The organism is Niallia taxi, assembly GCF_032818155.1.
In the GTDB taxonomy this organism is placed as follows: domain Bacteria; phylum Bacillota; class Bacilli; order Bacillales; family Cytobacillaceae; genus Niallia; species Niallia taxi_A.
On the sequence record NZ_CP102589.1, the window covers coordinates 1,836,197 to 1,862,583 of the forward strand.

The following is a 26,387-nucleotide window of genomic DNA, read 5'->3' on the forward strand; positions in this document are numbered from 1 at the left end:
AAATGGAGAAGGAAATAAAAATTCTTGTTGTAGACGATGAGGAGAGAATTAGAAGGCTTTTGAAAATGTATCTCGAAAGGGAGGATTTTATTGTAGAGGAAGCAGCTGACGGCGAAACTGCATTAAAAAAAGCTCTTTCTGTTGATTATGATATTATTTTACTCGATTTGATGATGCCCGGTAAGGATGGGATGGAGGTTTGTAAGGAACTGCGTGAGAAAAAAGCGACACCTGTCATAATGCTTACAGCTAAAGGGGAAGAAATTAATAGAGTCCAAGGCTTTGAAGCAGGTACAGATGATTATATCGTTAAACCCTTTAGCCCAAGGGAAGTTATTTTGAGGGTGAAGGCTCTTTTAAGAAGATCATCTCCAGCAGTTTTTGTCCAAAGTGAACCGGTAGCAAAAGACATGATAGTATTTCCGGCATTAACTATTGACAATGATGCCCACCGTGTATTGGCAAATGGCAGGGAGGTCAGCTTGACCCCGAAAGAGTATGAGCTATTGTATTTTCTTGCAAGGTCTCCGGATAAAGTTTATGACAGGGAGCTGCTTTTGAAGGAAGTATGGCATTATGACTTTTTCGGTGATTTGCGAACAGTTGACACCCATGTTAAGCGTTTAAGAGAAAAGCTTAATAAAGTATCAGAGGATGCTGCCCGGATGATTGTTACAGTTTGGGGTGTAGGTTACAAGTTTGAGGTTAGCAATGGATGATGTTTTGGAGAAGTGTTGTATTTAAGCTTTGGTTTACTTTTTTACTGCTGATTACTGTTGTATTAATCATACTTACTGTTATGCTCCTAGAATATTTTGAGCAATATCATATGGAATTATCGAAAAAAGAGCTTACCAGCAATGCAGTTAAAGCGTCAAGCATTCTCGAACAGCATCCCGATATCGGGATGGATATCGTTTGGGAGCTTTTGGATGAATCTGCTGCAGCTGCCATTGTGACAGAAAGTAACACCGCCATTTCTCCTGATAGTGAGTATAGCAAGGAGACACTAGAGTCTGCACTAGCTCGCCAGGATTTAAAGACTGCTATTACGACAAACAAACAGACTATTAAGACGATTAAACTAAAGGATAGCCGGACGAATGATGAAATCGAGGTTACCATCAGCGCCGTCCCAATTTTAAAGGATAATAAACCTGTTGGCGCTGTCTATGTTTTTCAAAATTTGTCTGTCCTTAATGATACAAAAAACTCGACAACAAAATTTATCGTGTTAGCAGCAGTTGTTGCCATCATTCTTACAACCATTTTTGCGTTCTTTTTACTTACAAGGATTACGGCCCCTCTCCGCAAAATGAGAGAGGCTGCGATGGAGCTTGCAAGGGGAAATTTTGAAACAACTGTTCCGATATGGTCTCAGGATGAAATTGGGGAACTGTCCATTGCCTTTAACCAAATGGCAAAACGGCTTAATTTCAATGTGAATGCATTAAGCCAGGAAAAGGAACAGCTTGGCAATATATTAAGTGGCATGGCAGATGGTGTGCTGACCTTTAATAAAAATGGCAGCCTGCTAATAACAAATCCTCCTGCTGAAAGGTTTCTTCAATATTGGCATTATGAACAAGGAAGCAGTGAGCCATTACAAGAGCAAGTTCCAGATGAGGTAAAGGAGCTTTTTCAGATGGCCATCGGGACAGGAGAAGAGCAAATTGCTGAAATGAAGCTTTCTCATAAATCATGGGTTATCATTGTAAGTCCTCTTTATAATCAAGACCAAATAAGAGGGGCGATTGCTGTTATAAGGGATATGACAGAGGAGAGGAAGCTGGACAAGCTGAGAAATGATTTTATCGCAAATGTGTCCCATGAATTGCGAACACCTATCAGCATGCTTCAGGGCTATAGTGAGGCAATTGTAGATAATATTGCTCAGTCGGAGGAAGAAAAACAAGAAATGGCCCAGATTATTTATGATGAATCACTAAGAATGGGCCGCCTTGTCAATGAGCTGCTTGATTTGGCGAGGATGGAGGCAGGGCATCTTGAGCTGATGCTTGAATCAGTTGAAATGACCTCCTTCTTCCATCGAGTTTCCAGGAAATTTAATGCAGTTGCAAAAGAAAAAAATATCGACATGACGATGGATATTCAAGAGGGTATGAAGCCATTTACGATGGATGTTGATAAAATGGAGCAGGTTGTCACAAATATTCTTGATAATTGCATCAGACATACGCAAGAAAACGGAACAGTTACATTAAAAGCAAAGTCGGACGATGTCGGGATTTATTTAGATATACAAGATAGTGGTGTAGGCATTAAAGAAGAGGATCTGCCTTATATATTCGAACGGTTTTATAAAGCAGATAAGGCAAGGACGAGAGGCAGCTCAGGCACTGGGTTAGGTTTAGCTATTGCCAAAAATATTATTGAGGCACATAATGGCCATATTTCTGTGACGAGCAAATATGGGCAAGGAACGACATTTTTTATCTTTTTGCCACGAAATGTTGAATAAATTTAGAGATGTTGCCGATTCTTCTTGATTCACAAGAAACAATTTAACATAATAGAACATAAGGAAGGATGGATTCCTTCCTTTTTGTTTTGAGGAAATTCCTAAAAACAACGGGGAAATACATAAAAAATAATATAAATATAAAAAAAACCGTAACGATTAGAAAATTAATTACGACTAATTTTATAAACGGGGAGGAGAAACTGATGGACTCCGTTTTTGATGAACTATATAAAAAATATCATCATGACGTTTTTCAATTTTTATTTTATATGGTCAGCCATAAAGAAACAGCAGAGGATTTGATGCAGGAAGTTTATATCCGGGTATTAAAATCCTATGATCGTTTTGAAGGGAAAAGTGCAGAAAAGACGTGGCTTTTTAGTATTGCGCGAAATGTAGCTATTGACCATTTCCGCAAGCATAAAAACTGGAAAGACAGAATTATGGAGAAGTTTGATTGGTCAAAGCAGCAAATCAAAGCCGATGATTCGTTGCCAGAGGAATTGGCAATACTGTCTGAAGAAGTCCAACACCTATATAAAGTGTTGAAAGTATGTACACTTGACCAAAAAATGGTCATTATTCTTCGCTATATCCAAGAGCGTTCCATCATTGAAACAGCAGAAACTCTCGGCTGGACAGAGAGCAAGGTGAAAACAACCCAGCATCGTGCTCTGAAAGCATTGAAGAAGCATATGGAGGAATGGAGCAGAGAGGAGGAATACAATGAAAAAAAACAATTGGAGCGATGAGCAGCTGAAAAGCCTCTTAGGACAATTTCCCTCTATTAAGGATGAACGAGATCCAAAAGTCATATATCAAAGAATAGAGGCAGGCAAAACAAAATACAGGCCCCGCCGTCCTTGGCTAATGCCGGCGGTGGCCACCGTGTTTGCCCTTCTGCTTTGCATCGTTATAGGTGAAAGCTTTTTTCGTCCAAATAACAGCAATTATTCTTTAAGTGATTCTTCTAAAATGGAAAAAAGTGAATATATAGCGATTAGCGAAGACAGAGATAATTTAGAAAACTCATCGTCTTATCAGATGAAAGGGCAGGCTGATGAAATACAAAAACAGCAGACGAGTAACCCTTTAATAACGGAAGCTGTCTATCAGGAGGATGTTGGGAACAAGGAGCTGCTCACATACCCAATCCCGGATAAAAATGTCCAGGTAGCAGTACCTGTCAGCATATTAGTGGATAATCCTGAAAACCTTTCGAAATTTGACTTATACAAAAAGTACATGGATGTCATTAATGAAGATACTTGGGGACTTGAAAATTATTATCCTTTCAACGGAAAGGTCGAGTATGACACAGAAAATAAAACCGTCATTATTGACTTCTCGGATGATTTAACCTCACTTGGTTCTTTCGGTTCCGATAACTTCCTGAACTCTATTGTGTATCAGCAGCTAGAATCTATCGGTGCAAAAAAAATGGAGTTCAAACAAAATGGACAAAACGGAGTAGTTGTTGGCAACCGTGAATTAAACGTAATGGATTATCATCCACTTGAAAACAGAGGTTATTTCCTCTTATCTGATTCAAAAGATAATGAAACTGCCCTTTATGTTCCATGGGAAGCGCCATATCATGATATTGAGACGGCGATTAGTAATATGAGCAAGGATATCCCAGAATATGGGCTGTCAGCGTCTATTCCAGAAAATATCTCCTTTGATAAAATTATTAAGAATACAGATGAAAATGAATTAGTGCTACATTTTTCAAATGACAGCAGCCTTGCCGAAGATAAACATACAGTAAGGGCAATTGAAACGATTTTGCTTACAGCGAAGGATTTTGAATTTAAAACGGTTAAATTTGAAAATGCCAAGCTTGAGCAAATAGGAAAATTCACAATGGATGAAGATATTAACGTCCCTGTCGCGGCAAATAAAAGGGAAATAGCTGAATAAATAATTAATTAAAGCTCTGGCAAAATTGCTGGGGCTTTTTTTGTACAGCTGTTAACCAAGCGAAAAAAAGTGCATGGTTTTAGAGAACTTAATCCATACTAACATTTGATTCTTGCCTAATAGAAAGTAGGAAAATACTCGTATGTAAATGGTTGCTACTTTCCGAGCAGGATGACTATGTCAGTTCTAAGACTAAACATGTACTCATATGGTGAAAGAGAAACTTTCGAATTTAATAGTAAATTAGGTAAGCAAATCTTCTTAAATCAACTAAAATGCATAGACGAAAAGTTTGGCATTGACCCGGTTTACGGGAAAAGGAGGATACGATGGGAGACTTTATCAGACGGCTGCTCATAGCTGCAATAATGCTTCTGTTTGTCAGCTTGTTATTTTTAGGCGGCAAAGTTTCAGAGGCACAATCACCTTCACTGTCTGAACGTACAAAAGGATGGACTTGGCCAAGTGAAGGGATGATCTCAGATACCTTTAATACGAGAAATGGCGATCATAAAGGAATTGACATTGCAGGAGACTTAGGAGCTGCTGTTTATGCTGTAGACAAAGGGTTAGTTGTAAAATCCTATTATTCCCAAAGCTATGGAAATGTGATTTTCATAAAGCATGAAAATGGGTTAGAAACAGTGTACGCTCATTTAAATGAACGACTAGTTGTGGAAAAACAAAAAGTAGAAATGGGAGATATAATCGGAAAAATGGGCAATACAGGAAGGTCATCTGGAGTCCATTTGCACTTTGAAATACATGAGAAAGAATGGACGGTAACAAAGGAGAATGCCATTAATCCAATACTTGCATTAGGAGATGCCGAAGTAGGACAGACAGTCGAGGCCGCAGCAAAACCAGCAAGGCAGGAAGCTGCTGAAGCCAAAAGAAAACAAGCGGAAAAGGAAATGACGACAAAAGCAGAAAATGAGAAGAAAAACGAAGCGGAAGAAAAAGAAAAGGCCACAGAAATCGAAAAGGCAAAACCAGAAACACTGGAAATTACTGTAGAAGAACCGGTTGAATATGATCCAGAGTTGGGGCAAGTTCCATATAAAAAAGCAATATACTACATAAAAGAAAATGAAATAAGCAAAATTCTTGGAGAGCTTCCTGCGCTTCAAGCTCCTAAAAGCATAAGTATTCAGCAGTTCAATGAGGAGCAGCAGGGACAGGAAAGGAATATTGGTGCACCTTTTACTACCTACTATGAGTAAGTATATACATAAAATTTTTGCATATATTAATCGATTAACTCTGTATGTTAAGCTTGTTTTTTTGTCTTTGTAAACTTATAGCAATATGTTGTAAGCATTGTTCTTTTCAAAGTAGTATTTCTTATGTATAATGAAGAAGTAAAAAAATATTGATCTATCTTCGGGGCAGGGTGAAATTCCCGACCGGCGGTGAGGAACATAGTTCTAAGTCCGCGAGCTTATTCGTTAGGCTGATTTGGTGAAAATCCAAAACCGACAGTAAAGTCTGGATGGGAGAAGATGGAGGTTCTGCAATCAATCGTTCGAAAATCAATAGTTAGAACGTTTGTTAAGTGTGCCTTTAAATGCTCCCTCAAGCTTAGATTGCTTGAGGTTTTTATTTGGCATGGATTAACAAAATTGCTGAATCTCTCTTCTTAGGCTGATGGATCCTAAAGGGAGAGAGTAGAAATGAATAGAAAAAAGATGAATGTAAGAAAGTTTGTATTAATTGGGATGATGAGCAGCCTTTCATTTGTGCTTATGCTTGTCCAATTCCCGCTACCGGTATTTCCGACCTTTTTAAAACTGGATTTCAGTGATTTACCGGCATTGATTACGGCATTGATTCTCGGTCCGGTTGCTGGGATATTAGTGGAATTAATTAAAAACATTCTAGATTATTTTGTAATGAGCAGTGAAACAGGGATTCCTGTAGGCCATATAGCGAATTTTATTGCTGGTACTGCCTTTATCCTTCCTGCATACTTTATTTATAATAAATTCAAATCAAAACAGGGCATGGTTGTGGGATTAATCTCAAGCATACTTGTAATGAGTGTTGCGCTGAGTGTATTCAATTATTTTGTACTGCTTCCTGTTTATATGAAGCTAATGGCAATTGACCCAATGTCCTCTGCTGAAATGCGCGGATATATAATCTCACTTATTTTGCCATTTAACTTGGTAAAAGGCATTATTGTATCAGGGTTATTTATGATCATATATGCGAAAATGAAAGTGTGGATCACCAAACAGGCACAATACCGAAGAGTTGCATAAATAAAAAAAAGCAAAAAGAGAAAAAATCTCTTTTTGCTTTTTTTTATTCGTATTTTAATGCGTCGCCTTCGAACGGTTCGTCAGCTACTTTAATGGAATCTGTAGGGCAGCCTTCAAATGCATCAAGCATATCGTCAAGTAACACTTCAGGAACCTCTACTGTACCTTCGTTATCATCAAGCATCACGAATGCCAAACCTTCATCATCATAATCATAGATATCAGGAGCTGCAGCTCCACATGCACCACAAGCAATGCATGTATCTTTATCAACAATCGTATATTTTGCCATGAGTCGTAAAAACCTCCAGTATTCTTTGTTAAGTAATATGCATTTATAAAAAACGCTACATCTTTACTATCCATTCCTTATTGTAAAACTGAATGTATAACTTTTCAATAAAAAAGACCAATATAAAGGAATAAAGTATTGTATTTATACAAATCCTCAGGGAACCTCCTGCATATTGTTTCCAAGTTTACCTCTCAGTGTTGTTTTCATGGTAAAATAAAAGCAAGAAAGTACATAATTCGACATGGACCATCGATTTATTTTTAAAAGGAGTTTACGTATATGACCTTTATCGAGGTAATCGTGTTATATTGTTTACAAAGAATAAAGGGAGAGAGAACCATCTATTCTGTTCTTCACATCCTAAACGGCAAAAAATCAGCCCAAACAATTCAGGATATACATATATTTAAGCTAAAAGCCATATTTCAAACATTTCCGAATTTGTCCAGAGCAAATTTCGACAGCATTATCCTCTCTTTGAATAAAAAAGCATGGATACATGCTGGTGAGTCAGCGCAAAGCTTTGTTATCCATCCTAAAAAAGAGGAATCTTTAAAGGAATTACTTATAGAATACCCTATTCCCGCCCATTTAAATGGCTGGAAATATCATCGAATCACTGTTGGATTCTGGGAGCGGCTTTCGCTCTCTATCCAAGTTGCGTCTCATTTAGCAAAAGGCAATAATCGGTATATGCCAGTTCAACGAAATATTGCTGTGCAAGCTTGGATGAAGCAAACATTGCAGGATTTTTCTACTGAAAGGAAAAAGCTGAATGAACATCTTTTTCAAGAATTGGCAGCATGCTTGGAAGATGAGGACATTTATCCCGAATATCTTATATGCAGGCTGACAGGAGCAGACCATATTGGGCTGACGCCAGAACAAGCCGCAGCAGATTTTGGGATAGACTTAAGCTATTATGATATGTGTTTTTTATCATTGCTGCATTTTATGCTCCAAAAGATTTTAGCTCAAGAAGACAAGTTTCCAATTTTGCGAAAAATGATACTAGATGATGTTTCAGATTTTATCCTGACAAATTCAACAAAAGCCACCTATAAATTGATTCTTAAAGGCTATAGTCTTGAGGAAATCAGTAACATTCGCCGTTTGAAAATGAGTACGATAGAAGATCATATCGCAGAACTTGTTTTGAATATTCCTGATTTTTCCATATGGGAGTATGTAAGTAAAAGCAAAGTCGAAGAAATTACAAAAATTGCGAGAGACATTGCATCTAAGTCTTTAAAACAAATTAAACAACAGCTTCCAGATGCGACATATTTTGAAATAAGGATTGTCCTTGCTAAATTAGGAGGTGGCATGAAGTGAATTTAGAAAGTAAGCTATATGAATTTTTTTCTTTAACTTCCTTTAGGCCAGGACAAAAGGAAGCGATAACCGCCCTTTTAGAAAATAAGCATACATTAGCAATGCTTCCGACAGGTACTGGTAAATCATTGGTTTATCAGTTGCCAGGAAAATTACTGAAGGGAACTGTCATCGTTATTTCTCCTTTACTTTCATTGATGCAGGATCAAGTAGAGCAAATGAAAATGAACGGAGAAAAAAGCGTTGTTGCTATTAATTCCTTTCTGACATGGCAAGAGCGAAATGAAGTATTTAAGCAAATACGCCAATATAAATTTGTTTTTATTTCCCCAGAAATGATTAGTTCTGAATTTATATTGAATATATTGAAAAAACTGGAAATAGGCTTATTTGTTATAGATGAAGCACATTGTATTTCACAGTGGGGATATGATTTTAGGCCTGAATATCAAAACTTAGGTAATGTGCGTAATCAATTGGGTAATCCATTAACATTGGCACTAACGGCAACTGCAACTCCCAGTATTAGGGATGATATTAAGACAAGCTTATCATTAGTAGATGTGAAGGAAGTAATTTACAGTGTTGATAGGCCCAATATCGCCTTAAAAGCGGAAATGCTTGCTGGAGGATTAGAGAAAAAGAAAAGGCTTGAGGAACTAACAGACGATTTGCAAGGTCCGGGCATTATTTATTTTTCAAGTAAAAAGCTGGCAGAGCAAATGGCTGCAGAATTGAAGCGGAAAAGTGGCAAGCGAATTAACGCCTATCATGGCGGTATGTCACAAGAAGACAGAATACTGATTCAGCAGCAGTTTTTAAATGGTCAGCTTGATATTGTTTGTGCAACAAGCGCCTTCGGTATGGGGATAAATAAGGACAATATCCGCTTTGTCATCCATTATCATTTTCCGACACAGGTCGAATCGTTTTTGCAGGAGATTGGCAGAGCTGGAAGGGATCGGAAGGAAAGCATCTCCATTCTTTTATACGTGCCTGGTGATGAAATGCTTGCATACCAGCTTATTGAAACAGAGCTGCCAAATGACCTGCAGTTAGAGCAATTTAAAAGGTCTCTTCTGCAATACTCCACATACGATGAATGGTCCAAAAAAGAACTAACCTTGATGTTGGGGCAATTTTCAGAAACACAATGGAGAATACTTGCGGCGAATGTCCAGCTAGAAGGGAAATTGGTCAAGGAGATTGTCGATAAGCTTGAAGATTTTGCCCATTATTGTGCAAGCAGGCTTGCGATAAAAAAACAAAGTATTCAACATATGTTATCATGGGTCCATTTAAAGTCATGCCGACGCACCTTTTTTACAGGGTATTTCGAGGAGGCTGAAATTAGAATGAACCCTGTATGCTGTGACAATTGCGGATTCAGTATAGCTAGCTTCTATTCAAAGGAAAAAACAAACAATGAAAGAATCGATGAGGTGGACAGCTGGAAAAAGCAGCTTGCCTTTATCTTAAATATGAAAAGTGGACCTGCTTATGAATAAGGAAAAATACTTTAATGTATTGAATCAGTTGACAGACAAAGAGCTTGTTAAGCACTTATATATTACTCAAATTATTTTAATTATCCTTTCAGTAGGATTAGGCATATTTGTATTTCATATGGAAGATTTTGGTTCCTTACTATTGTTCAAATGGACATATGTATTAGCAGGACTTAGTGTAGGTGCGGCAGTCGTTCTCATGGATATGATATTTATGAAGTATATTCCTGGTAAATATCATGATGATGGTGGGTTAAATAAACGGATATTTCGTCAAAGACACCCTGTGCATATCGCCGTAATTGCGGCGGTTGTTAGTGTAAGTGAGGAAATTTTATTTCGAGGCGTTATCCAAACCAATCTCGGATTATTAGCAGCAAGTATAATATTTGCAGTTGTTCACTATCGTTATTTATTTAATTGGTTTCTTTTTATAAACATTATTTTTATAAGTTTAATTATCGGTTGTGTATATTTATGGACAGGAAGTCTTTTAGCAACGATTATTATGCATTTTACGATTGATTTTTCCCTTGGCCTGCTGATCAGATACAAGGTTTTTGAGTAGATTCTTATATAAAAAGAAATATGTTTAGAAAGAAGGGATGTTCATGACAAGAGAAGATCCTTATAGAGTGCAGGCAGATCGGCAAAAACAGCGGATAACTCGAGTAGAGAAACAAGAGGTAATTCCAAGCGAAAACAAAGAAAAAGAAGAACTGCCGCCTCGCAGGTCGTTACATCATAAAAAGAAAAAAAAGAAAAAGAAAAATCAAAAGTCAACAGCTATCACTGTTCTAGCTTTTTCGTTTATTGCCCTTCCGGTTATTTTACTCGGAATTCATGAAATAATGACTCGTCATGCTGGGGATACAACTGTTCCTGTTAGCGGCTCATCGACACAGTTTGAGCAAATAGGTGTCGAACAAAAGGAAAAAAAATCAGCGACAGACGAAGATAAAGATAAAATAGATGACGCTGATGAAAAAAGCTCAAAGCAAGCGGCTGATACAGAGGATCAACAGTCGACTGACAAAGAGCAAAAAGCTGAGAAGGAAGCAGAGCAAAAAGCAAAAGCAGAAGCAGAGAAGGAAGCAGAGCAAAAGGCTAAAGCAGAAGCAGAGCAAAAGGCTAAAGCAGAAGCTGAGAAGAAGGCAGCGGAAGAAGCCGAGAAAAAAGCACAAGCAGAGGCTGAGAGAAAAGCAGCAGAAGAAGCCAAGCAAAAGGCACAAGCTGAAGCTGAGAGAAAGGCAGCAGAAGAGGCCGAGAAAAAAGCACAAGCTGAAGCTGAGACAACGTATATATACCATACAGTTGCTTCGAATGAAACATTATACCGGATTGCGATGAATTATTATAATTCTAAGTCAGGGGTCGATATCATTAAACAGGCAAACCAATTAGCAAGTGATAATGTTATGGTAGGACAGGTGTTGAAAATTCCTCAGCAATAATGCTTCTAACTAGTCCTTTCCCTTCATATAGTTTAAGGGAAGGAGGCTTGTAACATGGAAGTATCTATTATGAAGCTTGACAGCAATACGGATGAAACAACAAGAGAAATGCTGCAAAAGCTTGTGGAGAAAAAAAGGAAATTTGATATGCTCAAAACAAGACATTTGTTTGTTATGTGGCTGACGATAATAGTAGGATTTTTTTATGCATACTGGCTTTATAAGCATATTGCCGTCCCGTTTTCTCATTCCTTTGCGATAATGTTTTCGATATTTATTGCGAAAACATTCAATCTATATGCGCTTTGTTTAATTGTCGGATCGTTTGGCTTTATGAATGTTCTTAAACAAAAAAAGGACAAGGCAGAGAAGGAATATAACGAATTGCGCTGTGAAATTATTGATAAAGCGAAAGACCTCTGGAAGAAGGAAGAGGAATGGAAAAGTCGCCATCATGTTTTTTATATGATGAAAAAAGAATATGATATAAACCTTTTTCATGAAACGAAATAAAAAAGAGACTAAACAAGCATTAGTCTCTTTTTACGCATTCAAAAAACCTTTTTTCTGTCCCTGTCATCCTTAATAATTTCAACAGCTTCTCTAAAGCGCTGTGAATGAATAATTTCCCGCTCCCGCAAAAAGCGGAGGCTGTCATTTAAATCTGGATCATCGCTCATATTAATAATCCATTGATACGTTGCACGAGCCTTTTCTTCTGCTGCAATATCCTCATATAAATCGGCAATCGGATCACCTTTTGCTTGTATATATGTAGCAGTCCAAGGATTGCCTGAAGCATCATGGTAAAATAACGCCTTTTCATGAGAAATATAATGACCGTCAAGTCCTGCTGCTTTTAATTGGTCTGTAGTAGCATCTTTTGTGAGCTTATAAATCATTGTTGCAATCATTTCCAAATGGGCAAACTCCTCTGTACCAATGTCTGTTAAAAGACCAATTACTTTATCAGGTATTGTGTACCGCTGATTCAAATAGCGAAGTGCTGCCGCTAGCTCTCCATCTGCTCCCCCGTATTGTTCAATTAAAAATTTTGCAAGCATTGGATTACAGGTGCTTACCTTAACAGGATACTGCAGTTTTTTTTCGTATAGCCACATAAATTAAGCGCCCCCTAAGTCATATTATACTTGCCAAGGCCACGGTCCCTCGTCCCAATCCCAAGGGGTGTTAGAAAAGCTGTTTCCAAACTGGAGCAGAGGCCCATAATTGCCTTCGTATAATTTTTTGAATTTTTCTCTTTCCTTTGCATAGTGGTTGAACTGATTAATGGCATCTTGATCGTTAGGATGTGTGTCTAGGTAAAGTGTTAATTCTACCAATACGAAATCGACAGCTTGAAGCTGTTCGAGCAGCTGGTAGTATTCTTTCGGCAGCTGTTTCATTAAGTGTCACCTGCTTTTTTTTCAAGTGGACCGTAATAAGGATCATAAAATGCCTTCCATAATGTTCCTGCTCTCAATGCTTCCATCGGTGAAAATTGTGGCAGATGTGGTGGTTGAAAGCCCATATATAAATTGGGCGGTGTGGAATATTCTTTTGTTTTTATTGGCGGGCAAGGATCATTTGGGCTTATATAGGGGTGGTGTTTTTTGTAAAATTGACTCATGACAAAAAAGCCCTCCTTTTTTATTATCTTTAAAATAATATGAAGAAAATGCTAAATCATGCTTTCGATTTGTTGGTAAAAAGAAGATGTGCATTATACAATAACAAAAGGATAAGATGAAAAAGTGTAAAGGGGGGATTGGATGCTGGCAATTATTAATGTTATAGTGGCAGTCATCCTGATAATCCTTGCAGGAATTGCATTAGTAATTAAGATGCATAAGAATGCATTGGAGGATCACATTAAATACGAAATGTTTTACTTTCCTAATTTTCCAAGGTCTTTCAAGGAAATTTCGTTATTTTTTATTTCGGATATACATAGAAGAGAAGTTTCTTCGTCCATTGTAGAAGAGGCTAAGGGGATTGCAAAGTTTGTTATTATTGGCGGAGATTTGCTGGAAAAAGGGGTGAGCTTTGATACTGTCCGCAAAAATCTTCGTAAGCTGAAGGAAATAGGTCCCCTTTATTTTGTGTGGGGAAATAATGATTACGAAGCAGATGTAGACGAATTAAAGGAGCTGTTTAGAAGTGAGGATGTAACAGTCCTTGATAATAGATCTGTTTCTTTTTCATCTAATAAAGGGGAAAAATGGCATTTAGCAGGGACAGAGGATCGTTCCTTAGAATTAGATGACCTTGACTCAGCCCTTCAAGGTATAAAAAAATCAGAATTTAAGATTTTAATTAGCCATAATCCGAAAGTGATGGAAGACCTGAATGATGACCACCGAGTAACATTGGTGCTTAGCGGTCATACACATGGGGGTCAAATACGAATTTTTGGCTTTGGACCATATGAAATTGGTGCTACTAAAGTAATTGGAAATACGACTATCCTTGTCAGCAATGGGTATGGAACTACTTCGATACCATTAAGACTTGGTGCGAAGCCAGAAACCCACATCATTAAAATTCAGCATACAAAAGATAAACGAATCTAAATGATGCAGACAAATCACCGTTTTCCTGCTTTTTTCATACGTTACAGTAAGAGTTTTTTCAGATAGAGCAGGAGGCATTGTCATGCGCTTAGAACGATTGAATCATAACAGAATTAAGATCTACCTGACATTTGATGATCTGTATGAACGTGGACTGACGAAAGATGATATATGGAAAGACTCGATAAAATGGCAATATTTTTTTCATGAAATGCTCGAAGAAGCCAATGATATGTTTGACCTTGAAATACATGGTTCTGTCGCAGTCGAGATTTTTTCCATGAAGGCACAAGGAATGGTTATGATCTTAACAATGAACGAGGAAGAGTCCCAAGACGAGGAGCTACTGGCAGAAGGTTTTTTGGAAATGCAGGTTACTGTTGAAGAGACTGTTGACATATTATATGAGTTTACCGAGCTGGAAAATGCCATTCAAGCAGCAAAGGTTCTGCAAAACGCCTGTTTCTCTGGGGGGACATTGTTTAGTATCGAAAATAAATACTATCTTTATTTTCCTGACATTGCAGCAGCAAAGGAAGCACAAGCAGCAGCAATCCTCGGTGAATTTGGTGAAGCAAGCATTAAAAGCATCTATATTATAGAAGAATATGGACGTACTATATTAAAAAACGATGCGATTGAAATGTTGAATCAATATTTCAAATGAATTATATCGTTAGTAGAGAAATTTATATATTCTTAAAATTTCTTTTTTTACTCTTTCTTGGCCGCTTTTCGCCTTGGAAGAGTTTTTTTTATAGAAAAAGAACGAAAATGCTCAAAAAATGTCCTGCAAAAAAAATGAAAACAGTTAACTTCATCGTTGGTAAATTCGAGGAAAAATGATAAGATAATGATAAAGAATTATATCTTAATTCTTTATAGCTGTGTCAAGCAAATCTCTTTAAGAACAAGAAAATAGAATGTGCCATAAAAAGTGTGGAAGATAGGGACAAAGTTGTATCTTTTTGAATATATTATAAAGGAGAGCATACTATAAAACATCTATCCATAGTGGCAAAGGCATTTTGTACAATTGACTCTGTTGTACATGCATAGATTTACCGTATTTGCGGTTAACATATACTTTATGCAATAAGACAGAGACAATCATTTTATAAAAAATAGCAGCAGTAATTTTCTCTAAAAAATGCTCCAAAAAAGTACATACTATATTAAGCATGTATTTGTATGTAGACGAATAGTAATGCTAGTCTTTAATGAGAAATTTGACCGTTAAAAAATGATAAATTTAAATTAACTTTGCAGTTTTTTAGGAGGATTCATTAAATGGTAGCCAAAAAGTCTAATGAAAAGAAGATTGTTGAAGAGCAACACGATGTTTTAAAATCAACACAAACGATCATTCATAAGGCATTGAATAAGCTAGGTTATTCTGATGAGGTGTATGAACTACTGAAGGAACCGATTCGCATGATGACAGTGAAGATACCTGTAAGGATGGACGATGGCAGTGTAAAGATATTCACTGGCTACCGGGCACAGCATAATGATGCAGTTGGCCCAACAAAGGGGGGAATTAGATTTCACCCGCAAGTTACAGAAACAGAGGTGAAAGCCCTTTCTATCTGGATGAGTTTGAAATGTGGTATTGTTGACCTTCCATATGGTGGCGGTAAAGGCGGGATTGTCTGTGATCCACGAGACATGTCCTTCCGTGAACTAGAAAGACTTAGCAGAGGTTATGTAAGAGCAATTAGTCAAATAGTTGGACCAACAAAAGACATTCCAGCACCTGATGTTTTTACAAATTCACAAATAATGGCTTGGATGATGGACGAGTATAGCAGGATTGATGAATTTAACTCCCCTGGCTTTATTACAGGAAAACCACTCGTTTTAGGCGGTTCACATGGAAGAGAAACAGCAACCGCTAAAGGGGTAACCATCTGTATACGTGAAGCGGCTAAGAGAAAGGGCATTGATATTGTGGGTGCAAGAGTTGTTGTCCAGGGCTTTGGGAATGCTGGTAGCTTCTTGGCAAAATTCATGCATGATGCTGGGGCAAAAGTAATTGGTATTTCGGATGCATACGGTGCATTACATGATCCGAATGGATTGGATATTGATTATCTTCTTGACAGAAGGGACAGTTTTGGAACAGTAACTAATTTATTTAATAATACCATTACAAACCAAGAGCTGTTGGAGTTGGATTGTGATATTTTAGTTCCTGCTGCAATTGAAAATCAAATTACCGAAAAAAATGCTCATAATATAAAAGCAAGTATTGTTGTAGAGGCAGCAAATGGACCAACAACTTTAGAAGCAACAACGATTTTAACAGAAAAAGGTATCCTTCTTGTGCCAGATGTCTTGGCGTCAGCTGGCGGTGTAACTGTATCTTATTTCGAATGGGTGCAAAACAACCAAGGTTTTTACTGGACAGAGGAAGAAGTGGAAGAAAAGCTTGAAAAAGTAATGAGCAAGTCTTTTGAGAATATTTATGACACGGCTCAAATCCGCAGGGTGGATATGAGATTGGCCGCTTATATGGTCGGGGTAAGGAAAATGGCGGAAGCATCAAGATTCCGTGGTTGGATTTAAGTTAGGATAACAAACTATTGTATAATAACCAAAAATCTCCTATGCTATAAATAGGAGATTTTTTTATTAAAAGCATACTACATAAAAGTATGATAAATATGCGTATATAAGCTGTAAAGAATGTAAGGAGAGGTTAACATGAAAGAAGAACAAGCGATTATTATCGGTGCAGGACCTTGTGGATTGGCTGCTGCAATCGCTTTAGAACAAGTAAACATCAAACCCCTTATTATTGAGAAGGGGAATGTAGTTAATGCAATCCATGGGTATCCAACACACCAGACTTTTTTCAGCACAAGTGAGAAGCTTGAAATCGGCGGAATTGCTTTTCTGACAGAACAGTATAAACCAAACCGTAACCAAGCACTTGTTTACTATAGGGAAGTAGTGAAACGAAAAAATTTGAGGATAAATGCCTACGAAGAAGTTATCAATGTAAAGAAGGAAGCCGATTACTTTACGATAAAAACCTCAAAGGATGAATATCGCGCAAATTATGTAATCGTTGCGACTGGTTATTATGATCATCCTAATTATATGAATGTTCCTGGTGAAGATTTGCCAAAGGTCAGCCATTATTTTAAGGAAGCACACCCATATTTTAATCATGATGTTACTGTTATCGGTGGAAAAAACTCAAGTGTTGATGCTGCGATTGAATTAGTGAAGGCTGGATCGAGGGTAACGGTTTTGTATCGCGGCACAGAATACTCAAGCAGTATTAAGCCATGGATTTTGCCTGAGTTTGAAGCACTTGTAAGAAATGATGTCATTAAAATGGAGTTTGCTGCAGAGGTCGTGGAAATTAACGAAAAAACTTTAGTATATACGAAGCATGGAGACACATGTGAAATTGCCAATGATTTTGTTTTTGCCATGACTGGGTATCACCCGGATCATCAATTTATTAAGCTGATGGGTGTTGAAATGGAGGCAGAAACGGGCAGACCAGTTTTTAATCCAGAAACAATGGAAACGAATGTTGAGGGGATTTTTATTGCTGGCGTTATTGCTGCAGGCAATAATGCAAATGAAATATTCATCGAAAACGGCAAGTTCCACGGAGATCAAATAGCCAAAGCGATAGCGAACAGAGCGTAACCGCCTATTGCTAACAAGGGAGAGGAAAAGAGCGAATGTTAGCCATACTATCCGCTGGTATAGCGCCAGGGCTGGCACTTTTAAGTTATTTTTATTTAAAGGATCAATATGAATCAGAACCAATCGGATTAGTTTTAAGGGCATTTATAACAGGGGCGTTGCTGGTTTTTCCGATAATGTTTATCCAATACGTTCTTCGGGTCGAGGAAGCTGTGCCTTCCCATTTGTTAAACTCCTTTATCACAACAAGTTTGTTAGAGGAGTTTTTCAAATGGTTTATCTTGTTTTTTACAGCCTATCAGCATATAGAATTTGATGAGCCATATGACGGTATTATTTATGGTGTATCTATCTCGTTAGGCTTTGCGACAGTCGAAAATATTCTTTACCTTGTAGCTAATGGTGTGGAATATGCTTTAGGAAGAGCATTACTTCCTGTATCAAGTCATGCTCTTTTCGGTGTTATCATGGGGTATTATATTGGAAAAGGGAAATTTACGATGCCAAAAGGCAAGTGGATTTTCTATTCGTTGGTCATTCCCTTTATTCTCCATGGTATTTATGATTACATCCTAACAATGCAAAAGAACTGGCTTTTGTTTATCACTCCATTTATGCTGTTTTTATGGTGGCTTGGCTTACGAAAAGTCAAAATCGCTAGAGAACTGAGTAGAGAACATGTGAACAAATATATGAATGCAAATTATAAAATTTAAGAACCATCACAATTGTGTATGGAGAAAAATCGGTAAAAAAGAAAATGAATTCTGTTCATTTTCTTTTTTTTTGCATAAAAAACCAATCGCTACAAAAAATAGAGTCAATGACAAATAGTATTTACATCTGGGGGTAAACACGCATGAATAAAAAGTTCTTAACGAAAATTTCTGCCGTAATTTCCGCCTGTATCATTCTAGCACCGTTAGCGGATGTGGAGCATAAAGCGGAAGCATTCACAAATCAAGTGGTTCAGCAAGGTGCTGTTGGAGATGATGTCATCGAACTGCAAGCAAGGCTCCAATATATAGGATTTTATAATGGCAAAATTGATGGAGTCTTCGGCTGGAAAACATATTGGGCATTAAGAAATTTCCAATATGAATTTGGGTTGCCGATTGACGGAATGGCAGGCTGGCAAACGAAACTAAAACTAGCAAAAGCATCAAAGTATAATGAACAATTTGTTAAAGAACAAATTAACAGTGGGAAGAAATTCAGCCATTATGGCGGAGTGGATTTGAATAAACAAAAAACACCTAAAAACACGAACAATAAGGCTGCCGGCAATGCGAATAAAGGAAATGCAGCACCTAGTAAAAATTCTAACGCTAACGCAAACAAGGCTCCGAGCAGCAACAATCAAAAATCCGCAAATCAGCCGAAAACGAACAATGCTGGAGCAAATAAAGCAACCACTAATAATAATACAACAACAAAAAACACAACTAACAATAATGCAAAAACAACTCCAACGAAATCTGCCCAAAATAATGGCGGCGAGGTTGTGAAGAAGCAAACACCGACAGCGGCGAATGTACCTAACGGATTCTCTCAAAATGATATTCAGCTGATGGCAAATGCCGTTTACGGTGAATCAAGAGGTGAACCTTATATTGGTCAAGTAGCAGTAGCTTCCGTCATTTTAAACCGTGTAAGCAGTGCTTCCTTCCCAAATACAGTGTCAGGGGTTATTTTTGAACCGAGGGCATTTACAGCAGTTGCAGATGGACAAATTTGGCTCACACCAAATGAAACGGCAAAAAAAGCAGTGCTTGACGCAATCAATGGATGGGACCCTACAGGAAATGCTATTTACTATTTTAATCCAGATACAGCAACAAGTGGCTGGATTTGGTCAAGGCCGCAAATCAAGCAAATAGGCAAGCACATATTCTGTAAATAAAAGGGGTGAACGTTAAATGCTTAGAGGGATTATGATAGGCGTATTGACAATCGGGGTTGCTGGTGCAGCTTTTTGGGGCTATCAAGAGCATAAAGAAAAAAACGCGGTGTTAATGAATGCGGAAAACAGTTATCAACGAGCTTTTCATGATTTATCGTATCAAATAGACCTTTTGCATGATCAAATTGGTACAACACTTGCCATGAATTCACAGGAATCACTTTCACCGGCATTAGCAGAGGTGTGGAGAATCACGTCAAACGCTCATAGTGATGTTGGCCAGCTTCCGCTCACATTATTGCCATTTAACAAAACAGAGGAGTTTTTGGCGAATATTGGAGACTTCAGCTACCGTACTGCCGTAAGAAATCTTGATGATGATCCACTGACAGATAAGGAATACAAATCACTGAAAAAACTATATGGTGATGCAAAAGATATTCAAGATGAACTGCGCAACGTGCAGCATTTAGTACTTGAAAACAACCTGCGCTGGATGGATGTAGAAATGGCCTTGGCAACAAATAAGCAAGGTGATAATACTATTATTGATGGATTAAAGACAGTGGAAGAAAAAGTCGATGGTTATCAGGAAACTACCTTTGGAGTTACTAATGTTAATATGGAGAAAAAGGACGAAAACTTCAGTAATTTGGAAGGAAAGACGATAACGAAAAAGGAAGCACAGAAAATTGCGGAGAATTATGCAGATTTTAAAGGCGACTTGGATGTGAACATCACTGAAAATGGAGAAGGTGCAGGGTACGGCTTCTACAGTGTTGCACTAAAAGAAAAAGACTCAGGAGTAGAAGCAAATATGGATATAACGAAAAAGGGTGGTTACCCTATTTGGTCCATCGTTTCTAGAGAAGTAAATAAACAAAAAATCAGCTTAAATGATGCAAGCAACAAAGCCGTTGGTTTTTTGAAAAAACATGATTTTAAAGATTTGGCATTGTTTGAAAGTATGCAATATGATAATATCGGTGTCTTTACCTTTGTGACAGAGGAAAATGGGGTGAAAATTTACCCTGACAGCATTAAGATAAAGGTCGCGCTTGATAACGGCAATATTGTAGGCTTTGCTGCAGAAGATTACTTAAAACAGCATAAGAAACGGGATATTCCAGATCCTGTTATTTCAAAAGCTGAGGCACAAGATAAAATCAGCAAAAAAGTGAAAATAATGCAGGATGGTTTAGCGGTCATAATTAATGATTTGAATCAAGAAGTGCTTTGCTATGAATTTATCGGGACATTGGATGATGATACGTACCGTATTTATATTAATGCAGAAACAAGCACAGAAGAAAAAGTGGAAAAACTTAAAAACGCTGAACCACTGTATGATGAAGTCGTTTAAACAAAAAGCGGTAGGATAGTACTATTTCCTGCTGCTTTTTGCCTGTCGTTTTTAAGGTGACTATTGATATCCGTCAATTTTCTGCGATAATATAGGTAAAAAGAATTACTATAAACTATTAAATTGCACAAGAAGGCGTGGTACTACAGTGATAAATATTGGAGATACTTTAATTTTAGAACCGGCTCATAGTGAAGCTCCAGAACAATATAAATGCCGTTTAGTCGAGATGAACGACAACGAAATTTTTATTGATTATCCTATTAATTCGAAAACAAAAAAAGCCGTATTCCTGCTTAATGGCACACAGCTGAAGGTCAGCTTCGTAACAAGCCATGGAACAGTTTACATGTTCGATTCAGAAATAATAGGGCGCGAAAAGCAAGGGAATATTCCGATGTTAATACTGCATTATCCTCCGAAAGACCAGTGGATTAAGATCCAAAGGAGAGAGTATGTAAGGGTGGAAACGAGTGTGGATGTTGCGATTACTTCCATTGATAATGAACTAAAACCGTTTGCTACGATTACAACAGACATAAGTGCAGGTGGTGCTGCAATCCTTGTTCCAAAGGATTCTAATATGAAGGCAGAAACAATTGTTGAGCCGTACTTTGTTCTACCGATGCAAAACGGCGAATATTACTACCCGAAAGTACAAGCACATGTCAAAAGTATTTTTCATCATAATGAAACACACAACAAAGCGCCGCTAGAGTTCCTTGAAGTAAGTCCTGCTGATAGACAGCTATTCTTGCGTTTTTGCTTTGACCGTCAACTGTCATTCCGTAAGAAAGGCTTAGAACTCTGAATAAACTGTTCATCATATTCCGATACTAATATTAGGTAAAATAAGCAAATACAAGTGGAGGTATCGGAATGAAGCGTTTTGAACGGTTATTGATTAAGCTAATTGCCATCCAACTGTTTTTTTTGCTAGCGGGACAAGTACTTATATCTGCAAACATACTACCGGGATTACAAACTCTTGCCCAATATGAAGGCGTAACTGAGTCGAATTATACCTCTATACTGGAAACAATCGGACTTAACCAGAAATAATACATGAAAAACCTTTCGATATGGGATTTGAAAGGTTTTTTTAAATCATATGAATCCACAAAAAAATAGTATGGATTTTAATAGGTTTAATCAACAAATAAAAACATAAAATATGATAAAATAAACTTGCGAATAATAATTTGTTCTAAGTAAATTCAATAATTCACGTTGAATACGAAGAATGGATAAGGTTTCTAGGAGGAAATATGGATAAGAAAATCAGCATTGCAATAGATGGACCGGCAGCAGCCGGAAAAAGCACTGTAGCGAAAATTGTGGCAGAACAGCTCGGTTATATATATATCGATACTGGGGCGATGTACAGAGCACTAACCCTTAAGGCTATAAACAATGAAATAAGCTTAGAGGATGAGGCAGCATTGGTAGATATGCTTTCAAGTACATCAATTGAGCTGTTTCCCGGCGAAAAAGGGCAAAAAATCTTCTTGGACAGTATGGATGTCACAGAAGATATTCGCAGAAGCAATGTAACTAACTCGGTGTCTATTGCTGCTAAGCATAAAGAAGTGCGTGAAGAAATGGTTCGCAGACAACAGGGGTTTGCAATTGGCGGCGGCGTGGTAATGGATGGTAGAGACATTGGAACACATGTTATACCTACAGCAGAAGTGAAGGTATTTTTGCTTGCTTCTGTCGAAGAGAGAGCAGTTAGACGCCACAATGAGAATTTGAATAAAGGCTTTGAATCAGATTTAGAGCAGTTGAAATCAGAAATAGCTGCAAGAGATAAGCTGGATTCTGAACGTGAAGTTGCTCCACTTAAAAAAGCAGATGATGCCATTGAAATTGACACTACTTCTTTGTCCATTGAGGATGTTGTAGGTAAAATTATGGGATTAACAGAGGACAAAATCACTAACTGATGTCCTCTGATTACCTGATAATGCACGCTAGTGTTTCTTACTTGACAAATAATCACATTTATAAGAAGTTAGATAGAAGAAATAAATTTTTATTATTCTATTAATTTTTTATGAAAGCTATATGGGATAAGCAACCTGCTGCATAAAATTCCAATAGAAAAGTTGAAGGAGGAGTACATATGTCTGAAGAATTAAATGATATTGTCGTTCATAATTACACAGTTGGAGACCGAGTTTCCGGTAAGGTTACAAAGGTTGAAGAGAAGCAAGTTATTGTCGCGATTACTGACAGCAAACTGGATGGAATCATTCCAATCAGCGAATTATCAAGCCTTCATATTGAAAAGGCTGAAGATGTTGTATCAGAAGGTGAAGAGCTTGACCTTCAAGTAATTAAAGTAGAAGAGGATGCTCTTGTTCTGTCAAAAAGAAAAGTAGATGCAGAAAAAGCTTGGGAAAGCTTAGAAGAGAGATTTAATTCTGGCGAAATCTTTGATGCAGAAGTGAAGGATGTCGTTAAGGGCGGTCTTGTTGTTGATTTAGGCGTACGCGGTTTTGTCCCTGCTTCCCTTGTGGAAGCTCATTATGTGGAAGACTTTTCTGACTACAAAGGCAAAACCATCTCCTTTAAAATTGTCGAATTGGAAAAGGATAAAAATCGTTTGATTCTTTCTCATAAGGCTGTTATTGAAGAGCAAAAGAGCAAACAAAAACAAAATGTGCTTGAATCATTGCAGGAAGGGCAAACACTTCAAGGCGTTGTTCAAAGAATAACTGATTTTGGTGCGTTTGTTGATTTAGGTGGAATTGACGGGTTGGTTCACATCTCTCAACTTTCACATGAGCATATCACAAAACCTTCTGATGTTGTCCAGGAAGGTCAAGAAGTGAATGTGAAAATCTTGAGTGTTGACCGCAATAATGATCGCATTTCCTTGTCTATTAAGGATACTTTGCCAGGGCCGTGGGCAAATATTGCTGAAAAAGCGGAAAAAGGCAGTGTTTTAGAAGGAACAGTTAAACGCATTGTGTCATATGGTGCATTTGTTGAAGTATTCCCAGGTGTTGAAGGACTTGTTCATATTTCACAAATTGCTCATAAACACATCGGAACACCGCATGAAGTTCTTAAAGAAGGTCAAACTGTTCAAGTGAAAGTACTTGATGTAAATGAAGAGGAACAACGACTTTCATTAAATATCAAAGACTTGACTGAAAAAGAGCAGGAAGAAGATGAAGTATATGAGCTTCCAGAAGAATCAAAAGGCTTCCAGCTGGGAGATATGATTGGGGAGCAATTGAAAAAATTAAAGCAACAATAATAGTATAGAGCTGTCTTAAAAAGAGCAGTTCCTTCTCCGTTATGAGAAGGGACCGCTCTTTTTTTATGGGAATTTATTCACTGTATTTATTATCGTTTAATGCGCGGCCTTCCGCAGGGCTTTGCAATCTTGTCGCCCCATTATAATGGATTGCCTGATCTCTGTCAGATTCTACACGATGACTTTTCTTTAACTTTTTTTCTTGTCGATCTTTACCCACTTAAACACACCCCCTAACAATAGAATGATATATAATACTACACTTTATACAGACAATTTCCCTGTGTTTTTACTTGCCTGCTTTTTTCTTAGTTTAAAGTACATATTAAATTGACATAATGGAAAAAGTAGGAGTGTGAACAGATGATGGAAGGTAATTGGTTTTATTGGTTCGCGTGGATGCTTTGGGTAATATCGACCTTTATGATGGACAAGGATAATCGAAATAGGTTTTTTTACGCATCCATATTATTAGTTGCAATGATTTTATTTCCTTATCATTTTTTTATAGGCGGTGTGGAAGTATCCGTCTTGTTGTTAATTCAATTAGTAGCAGCATTTATATTTGCCTCAAGACTGAAGCTATCTCTGCAGCTGTTTTCCGTGTTAACTTCGTTTATGACAATGCTTGCATATGTTTCTTTTCAGCTATTGAGCATTCTTGATCCAGTGTGGCTGATTGCTGACAAAAGGTTGCTGTTAGCTGCAACGCTTGTCCTATTAGCCCTTTTATTACATAAGTCTGTATTCTGCCAAGTCATAATGATTGTATTAGGAAGCTCATTTGGTGAGGTATTGTATGGCGGCTTGCTGCATTATTATCGTATGGATGCTGGAATTGGGACACCTGCCTATTTTGACAGTTTGCTTATAGGGATTAGCAGTGTGGCTGTACTTCACATGATGAAAGTCTTTCTTGCAAGATTGGAACAGCATATTTATTTACTTGAAAAGGAGAAGCAAAAACTATGATGACTACATTTACATATCCGATCATGTTCGGACTCGTGATTGGAACTGCCCTCCGCATGTTTATGCTTCGTACAGATTACCGACAGTATCCAACATATTTGCATGGGAAGATTATACATATTGCCCTTGGGTTTATCGCAGCTGGTCTAGGTACAGTCGCCATTCCCTCTATATTAGACAAGGATTTCACTGCAGTGACCTTCTTAACTGTCGCAGCATCACAATTTCGCGATGTTCGCAACATGGAGCGAAACACACTAACAGAGCTAGATAGCTATGAAATGGTTCCGCGCGGGAAGACATATATTGAAGGGATTGCAATTGCCTTTGAAAGCAGAAACTATCTTGTTATGTTTGCGAGCCTGCTTAGCACCTTTGGATATATAACCTTTCAAATCTGGGGAGGCATAGTCGCTGCTATTATCTCCTTTTTTATTAGCCGGAAGCTGATGTCTGGTGGAAAGCTTCGTGACATTGTAACAATCGATTATGTTGAGCCGAGATTCGATGGACCGGGTCTTTATGTTGATAATATTTATATCATGAATATCGGGATACCAGCACGGCAGGAGGAAGTATTGAAATATGGTATGGGCTTTATCCTGACACCAAAGAATTTCAATGCACGAACAACAATTGCTAATCTTGGGCAAAGACAGGCTATTTTGTATGATGTCTCAACAGCTTTAGGAGTGTACAGGGATTCGGGAACACCTGCATTGGTACCCTTGGCGAAAAGAGACTTAGAGGATGGAAGGGTTGCTGTGTTTATTTTGCCGCAAAACAACGAAAAGGAAAAAGCGCTTGAAATAATTGGCGCTGTCCCTACCCTTGAAAATGCCATCCGTATGCCGAGCAAAAGGCTGCGACGGGAGGAAGAAGCACGGTGACAATTGAAAAGTATATTTTAGCAGCTATTACAACAAAACCGGACAAAGTAGCACCAGGAACTGGCGTCTTTTATTGCAGTGATGTTAATGAAATGGAAGCAGTTGCAACAAACCTGGAGGCGATTCTTGACGGAATAGCCCATAAAATTAGTGAGGACGTATTTATTATCGTCAAGCATTGACTTATCAGGGTATTAGGAAAACTATGTATAGGCCATCTCCCCCTACAATAAACAAATTTCTAGCTCTTGCCTGTACAAGGCCACTCTGTTAAGATATATTAGTTAGGGGACTGCCTCAAAAAATAGGTAATCCCCTAATTGTTTTTAGTTAGTTTGAAAAAGGTGGCATTTAAACAATTTTTATTTCCTTATGATAGACACAAACACAAGGCAATAAATTAGCAGCTTGGAATAACAAATATACATAGTATTTTGTGAACATAAAGCAAAACAGACTATTTGAAGTATGGAAGGGTGTAAGTA

Annotated in this window: 30 protein-coding genes and 1 riboswitch; of the genes, 25 read left to right on the plus strand and 5 right to left on the minus strand. The window is 37.7% G+C overall.

Translation table 11 applies throughout. The features are described 5' to 3' along the window. The first annotated feature begins 2 nt into the window (after window positions 1-2). From NQZ71_RS09050 to NQZ71_RS09075, 6 genes are all read left to right on the plus strand, one after another. Entirely contained in the window at window positions 3-719 is a 717-nt protein-coding gene (locus NQZ71_RS09050) for a response regulator transcription factor (RefSeq protein WP_144452773.1), read from the plus strand. Then, entirely contained in the window at window positions 716-2,482 is a 1,767-nt protein-coding gene (locus NQZ71_RS09055) for an ATP-binding protein (protein WP_144452775.1), read from the plus strand. The genes NQZ71_RS09050 and NQZ71_RS09055 overlap by 4 nt, the downstream gene beginning before the upstream one ends. Window positions 2,483-2,688: 206 nt before the next feature. Then, a complete protein-coding gene (gene sigX, locus NQZ71_RS09060; RefSeq protein ID WP_127737581.1) occupies window positions 2,689-3,237 on the plus strand; it encodes an RNA polymerase sigma factor SigX in 549 nt (182 codons plus the stop codon). Continuing rightward, complete coding sequence (locus tag NQZ71_RS09065) at window positions 3,212-4,408, plus strand: hypothetical protein (RefSeq protein WP_260054805.1); 1,197 nt, start codon at window positions 3,212-3,214, stop codon at window positions 4,406-4,408. The genes sigX and NQZ71_RS09065 overlap by 26 nt, the downstream gene beginning before the upstream one ends. Before the next feature lie 329 nt (window positions 4,409-4,737). Further along, entirely contained in the window at window positions 4,738-5,631 is an 894-nt protein-coding gene (locus NQZ71_RS09070; protein ID WP_275005792.1) for a M23 family metallopeptidase, read from the plus strand. Window positions 5,632-5,783: 152 nt separating this feature from the next. Next, a riboswitch (FMN riboswitch) is annotated at window positions 5,784-5,916 on the plus strand. Window positions 5,917-6,081: 165 nt separating this feature from the next. Then, on the plus strand, window positions 6,082-6,672 hold the full coding sequence (locus tag NQZ71_RS09075; RefSeq protein WP_144452780.1) for an ECF transporter S component: 591 nt from the start codon (window positions 6,082-6,084) through the stop codon (window positions 6,670-6,672). Between the two features lie 43 nt (window positions 6,673-6,715). On the opposite strand, the gene NQZ71_RS09080 is transcribed toward NQZ71_RS09075, so the two are convergent. Then, entirely contained in the window at window positions 6,716-6,964 is a 249-nt protein-coding gene (locus NQZ71_RS09080) for a ferredoxin (RefSeq protein ID WP_127737585.1), read from the minus strand. Between the two features lie 282 nt (window positions 6,965-7,246). Between NQZ71_RS09080 and NQZ71_RS09085 the strand changes: the two genes are divergently transcribed. Genes NQZ71_RS09085 through NQZ71_RS09105 form a run of 5 tightly spaced genes read left to right on the plus strand, consistent with a single transcriptional unit; the run spans window position 7,247 to window position 11,777 of the window. After that, complete coding sequence (locus NQZ71_RS09085) at window positions 7,247-8,302, plus strand: YpbB family protein (protein WP_317011691.1); 1,056 nt, start codon at window positions 7,247-7,249, stop codon at window positions 8,300-8,302. Further along, window positions 8,299-9,810 (plus strand): RecQ family ATP-dependent DNA helicase, encoded by a 1,512-nt coding sequence (locus NQZ71_RS09090; protein WP_275005786.1) that lies wholly within the window; start codon window positions 8,299-8,301, stop codon window positions 9,808-9,810. Before NQZ71_RS09085 ends, NQZ71_RS09090 begins: the two co-directional genes overlap by 4 nt. Then, a complete protein-coding gene (locus NQZ71_RS09095) occupies window positions 9,803-10,378 on the plus strand; it encodes a CPBP family intramembrane glutamic endopeptidase (RefSeq protein ID WP_275005784.1) in 576 nt (191 codons plus the stop codon). Before NQZ71_RS09090 ends, NQZ71_RS09095 begins: the two co-directional genes overlap by 8 nt. Window positions 10,379-10,421: 43 nt before the next feature. Beyond that, window positions 10,422-11,264 (plus strand): LysM peptidoglycan-binding domain-containing protein, encoded by an 843-nt coding sequence (locus tag NQZ71_RS09100; RefSeq protein WP_275005782.1) that lies wholly within the window; start codon window positions 10,422-10,424, stop codon window positions 11,262-11,264. Window positions 11,265-11,318: 54 nt separating this feature from the next. Continuing rightward, window positions 11,319-11,777, plus strand: a complete 459-nt coding sequence (locus tag NQZ71_RS09105; RefSeq protein WP_275005779.1) for a YpbF family protein — start codon at window positions 11,319-11,321, stop codon at window positions 11,775-11,777. A gap of 38 nt (window positions 11,778-11,815) precedes the next feature. Here the strand turns inward: NQZ71_RS09105 and NQZ71_RS09110 are convergent, their stop codons facing one another. Genes NQZ71_RS09110 through NQZ71_RS09120 form a run of 3 tightly spaced genes read right to left on the minus strand, consistent with a single transcriptional unit; the run spans window position 11,816 to window position 12,894 of the window. Beyond that, window positions 11,816-12,385, minus strand: coding sequence for a manganese catalase family protein (locus NQZ71_RS09110; RefSeq protein ID WP_144452791.1), 570 nt, complete (start codon window positions 12,383-12,385; stop codon window positions 11,816-11,818). 24 nt (window positions 12,386-12,409) lie between these two features. Then, window positions 12,410-12,670 (minus strand): spore coat protein CotJB, encoded by a 261-nt coding sequence (locus tag NQZ71_RS09115; protein ID WP_275005776.1) that lies wholly within the window; start codon window positions 12,668-12,670, stop codon window positions 12,410-12,412. Beyond that, window positions 12,670-12,894, minus strand: a complete 225-nt coding sequence (locus tag NQZ71_RS09120) for a spore coat associated protein CotJA (RefSeq protein WP_144452795.1) — start codon at window positions 12,892-12,894, stop codon at window positions 12,670-12,672. The genes NQZ71_RS09115 and NQZ71_RS09120 overlap by 1 nt, the downstream gene beginning before the upstream one ends. Window positions 12,895-13,036: 142 nt before the next feature. On the opposite strand from NQZ71_RS09120, the gene NQZ71_RS09125 reads away from it, so the two are divergent. The 11 genes from NQZ71_RS09125 (at window position 13,037) to rpsA (ending at window position 24,040) form a co-directional block, all read left to right on the plus strand. Beyond that, window positions 13,037-13,837: a metallophosphoesterase gene (locus NQZ71_RS09125; protein WP_260054811.1), complete on the plus strand. Its 801-nt coding sequence runs from the start codon at window positions 13,037-13,039 to the stop codon at window positions 13,835-13,837. 82 nt (window positions 13,838-13,919) lie between these two features. Next, a complete protein-coding gene (locus NQZ71_RS09130; RefSeq protein WP_127737594.1) occupies window positions 13,920-14,504 on the plus strand; it encodes a genetic competence negative regulator in 585 nt (194 codons plus the stop codon). A 623-nt stretch (window positions 14,505-15,127) separates the two neighbouring features. Then, the gene (locus NQZ71_RS09135) at window positions 15,128-16,405 is read left to right on the plus strand and encodes a Glu/Leu/Phe/Val family dehydrogenase (protein ID WP_144452797.1); all 1,278 of its coding nucleotides are present in this window, start codon (window positions 15,128-15,130) and stop codon (window positions 16,403-16,405) included. Window positions 16,406-16,543: 138 nt separating this feature from the next. Next, window positions 16,544-17,506 carry a YpdA family putative bacillithiol disulfide reductase gene (locus NQZ71_RS09140; protein WP_317011692.1) on the plus strand — a complete coding sequence of 321 codons (963 nt, stop codon included), beginning with the start codon at window positions 16,544-16,546 and terminating at the stop codon, window positions 17,504-17,506. 35 nt (window positions 17,507-17,541) lie between these two features. After that, window positions 17,542-18,222, plus strand: a complete 681-nt coding sequence (gene prsW, locus NQZ71_RS09145; protein WP_144452800.1) for a glutamic-type intramembrane protease PrsW — start codon at window positions 17,542-17,544, stop codon at window positions 18,220-18,222. Between the two features lie 143 nt (window positions 18,223-18,365). Further along, a complete protein-coding gene (gene sleB / locus NQZ71_RS09150; protein WP_317011693.1) occupies window positions 18,366-19,409 on the plus strand; it encodes a spore cortex-lytic enzyme in 1,044 nt (347 codons plus the stop codon). Between the two features lie 16 nt (window positions 19,410-19,425). Continuing rightward, a complete protein-coding gene (gene ypeB, locus NQZ71_RS09155) occupies window positions 19,426-20,772 on the plus strand; it encodes a germination protein YpeB (RefSeq protein WP_275005766.1) in 1,347 nt (448 codons plus the stop codon). A gap of 148 nt (window positions 20,773-20,920) precedes the next feature. Then, window positions 20,921-21,583 carry a flagellar brake protein gene (locus tag NQZ71_RS09160; protein ID WP_317011694.1) on the plus strand — a complete coding sequence of 221 codons (663 nt, stop codon included), beginning with the start codon at window positions 20,921-20,923 and terminating at the stop codon, window positions 21,581-21,583. Window positions 21,584-21,651: 68 nt separating this feature from the next. Further along, window positions 21,652-21,834 (plus strand): DUF5359 family protein, encoded by a 183-nt coding sequence (locus NQZ71_RS09165; RefSeq protein ID WP_144452808.1) that lies wholly within the window; start codon window positions 21,652-21,654, stop codon window positions 21,832-21,834. Window positions 21,835-22,040: 206 nt separating this feature from the next. Beyond that, window positions 22,041-22,718 carry a (d)CMP kinase gene (gene cmk / locus NQZ71_RS09170; protein WP_144452810.1) on the plus strand — a complete coding sequence of 226 codons (678 nt, stop codon included), beginning with the start codon at window positions 22,041-22,043 and terminating at the stop codon, window positions 22,716-22,718. Window positions 22,719-22,897: 179 nt separating this feature from the next. Beyond that, a complete protein-coding gene (gene rpsA / locus NQZ71_RS09175) occupies window positions 22,898-24,040 on the plus strand; it encodes a 30S ribosomal protein S1 (protein ID WP_144452812.1) in 1,143 nt (380 codons plus the stop codon). A 73-nt stretch (window positions 24,041-24,113) separates the two neighbouring features. Here rpsA and NQZ71_RS09180 read toward each other — a convergent pair whose 3' ends face one another. Continuing rightward, window positions 24,114-24,260: a YpzI family protein gene (locus NQZ71_RS09180; RefSeq protein ID WP_127737604.1), complete on the minus strand. Its 147-nt coding sequence runs from the start codon at window positions 24,258-24,260 to the stop codon at window positions 24,114-24,116. 143 nt (window positions 24,261-24,403) lie between these two features. On the opposite strand from NQZ71_RS09180, the gene NQZ71_RS09185 reads away from it, so the two are divergent. The 3 genes from NQZ71_RS09185 to NQZ71_RS09195 are packed head-to-tail and all read left to right on the plus strand — an operon-like array spanning window position 24,404 to window position 26,084. Further along, window positions 24,404-25,012, plus strand: a complete 609-nt coding sequence (locus tag NQZ71_RS09185; RefSeq protein ID WP_275005759.1) for a YphA family membrane protein — start codon at window positions 24,404-24,406, stop codon at window positions 25,010-25,012. Then, complete coding sequence (locus NQZ71_RS09190; RefSeq protein WP_144453388.1) at window positions 25,012-25,902, plus strand: YIEGIA family protein; 891 nt, start codon at window positions 25,012-25,014, stop codon at window positions 25,900-25,902. The genes NQZ71_RS09185 and NQZ71_RS09190 overlap by 1 nt, the downstream gene beginning before the upstream one ends. Then, window positions 25,899-26,084: a capping complex subunit for YIEGIA gene (locus NQZ71_RS09195; RefSeq protein WP_127737606.1), complete on the plus strand. Its 186-nt coding sequence runs from the start codon at window positions 25,899-25,901 to the stop codon at window positions 26,082-26,084. The genes NQZ71_RS09190 and NQZ71_RS09195 overlap by 4 nt, the downstream gene beginning before the upstream one ends. The last annotated feature ends 303 nt before the right edge of the window (window positions 26,085-26,387 follow it).

Excerpts from the sequence above, each read along its gene's own strand:
- NQZ71_RS09050 (WP_144452773.1), top strand. The coding sequence starts at position 3 with ATGGAGAAGGAAATAAAAATTCTTGTTGTAGACGATGAGGAGAGAATT.
- NQZ71_RS09055 (WP_144452775.1), top strand. The coding sequence starts at position 716 with ATGATGTTTTGGAGAAGTGTTGTATTTAAGCTTTGGTTTACTTTTTTA.
- sigX (WP_127737581.1), top strand. The coding sequence starts at position 2,689 with ATGGACTCCGTTTTTGATGAACTATATAAAAAATATCATCATGACGTT.
- NQZ71_RS09065 (WP_260054805.1), top strand. The coding sequence starts at position 3,212 with ATGAAAAAAAACAATTGGAGCGATGAGCAGCTGAAAAGCCTCTTAGGA.
- NQZ71_RS09070 (WP_275005792.1), top strand. The coding sequence starts at position 4,738 with ATGGGAGACTTTATCAGACGGCTGCTCATAGCTGCAATAATGCTTCTG.
- NQZ71_RS09075 (WP_144452780.1), top strand. The coding sequence starts at position 6,082 with ATGAATAGAAAAAAGATGAATGTAAGAAAGTTTGTATTAATTGGGATG.
- NQZ71_RS09080 (WP_127737585.1), bottom strand. The coding sequence starts at position 6,964 with ATGGCAAAATATACGATTGTTGATAAAGATACATGCATTGCTTGTGGT.
- NQZ71_RS09085 (WP_317011691.1), top strand. The coding sequence starts at position 7,247 with ATGACCTTTATCGAGGTAATCGTGTTATATTGTTTACAAAGAATAAAG.
- NQZ71_RS09095 (WP_275005784.1), top strand. The coding sequence starts at position 9,803 with ATGAATAAGGAAAAATACTTTAATGTATTGAATCAGTTGACAGACAAA.
- NQZ71_RS09100 (WP_275005782.1), top strand. The coding sequence starts at position 10,422 with ATGACAAGAGAAGATCCTTATAGAGTGCAGGCAGATCGGCAAAAACAG.
- NQZ71_RS09105 (WP_275005779.1), top strand. The coding sequence starts at position 11,319 with ATGGAAGTATCTATTATGAAGCTTGACAGCAATACGGATGAAACAACA.
- NQZ71_RS09110 (WP_144452791.1), bottom strand. The coding sequence starts at position 12,385 with ATGTGGCTATACGAAAAAAAACTGCAGTATCCTGTTAAGGTAAGCACC.
- NQZ71_RS09115 (WP_275005776.1), bottom strand. The coding sequence starts at position 12,670 with ATGAAACAGCTGCCGAAAGAATACTACCAGCTGCTCGAACAGCTTCAA.
- NQZ71_RS09120 (WP_144452795.1), bottom strand. The coding sequence starts at position 12,894 with ATGAGTCAATTTTACAAAAAACACCACCCCTATATAAGCCCAAATGAT.
- NQZ71_RS09125 (WP_260054811.1), top strand. The coding sequence starts at position 13,037 with ATGCTGGCAATTATTAATGTTATAGTGGCAGTCATCCTGATAATCCTT.
- NQZ71_RS09130 (WP_127737594.1), top strand. The coding sequence starts at position 13,920 with ATGCGCTTAGAACGATTGAATCATAACAGAATTAAGATCTACCTGACA.
- NQZ71_RS09135 (WP_144452797.1), top strand. The coding sequence starts at position 15,128 with ATGGTAGCCAAAAAGTCTAATGAAAAGAAGATTGTTGAAGAGCAACAC.
- NQZ71_RS09140 (WP_317011692.1), top strand. The coding sequence starts at position 16,544 with ATGAAAGAAGAACAAGCGATTATTATCGGTGCAGGACCTTGTGGATTG.
- prsW (WP_144452800.1), top strand. The coding sequence starts at position 17,542 with ATGTTAGCCATACTATCCGCTGGTATAGCGCCAGGGCTGGCACTTTTA.
- sleB (WP_317011693.1), top strand. The coding sequence starts at position 18,366 with ATGAATAAAAAGTTCTTAACGAAAATTTCTGCCGTAATTTCCGCCTGT.
- ypeB (WP_275005766.1), top strand. The coding sequence starts at position 19,426 with ATGCTTAGAGGGATTATGATAGGCGTATTGACAATCGGGGTTGCTGGT.
- NQZ71_RS09165 (WP_144452808.1), top strand. The coding sequence starts at position 21,652 with ATGAAGCGTTTTGAACGGTTATTGATTAAGCTAATTGCCATCCAACTG.
- cmk (WP_144452810.1), top strand. The coding sequence starts at position 22,041 with ATGGATAAGAAAATCAGCATTGCAATAGATGGACCGGCAGCAGCCGGA.
- rpsA (WP_144452812.1), top strand. The coding sequence starts at position 22,898 with ATGTCTGAAGAATTAAATGATATTGTCGTTCATAATTACACAGTTGGA.
- NQZ71_RS09185 (WP_275005759.1), top strand. The coding sequence starts at position 24,404 with ATGATGGAAGGTAATTGGTTTTATTGGTTCGCGTGGATGCTTTGGGTA.
- NQZ71_RS09190 (WP_144453388.1), top strand. The coding sequence starts at position 25,012 with ATGACTACATTTACATATCCGATCATGTTCGGACTCGTGATTGGAACT.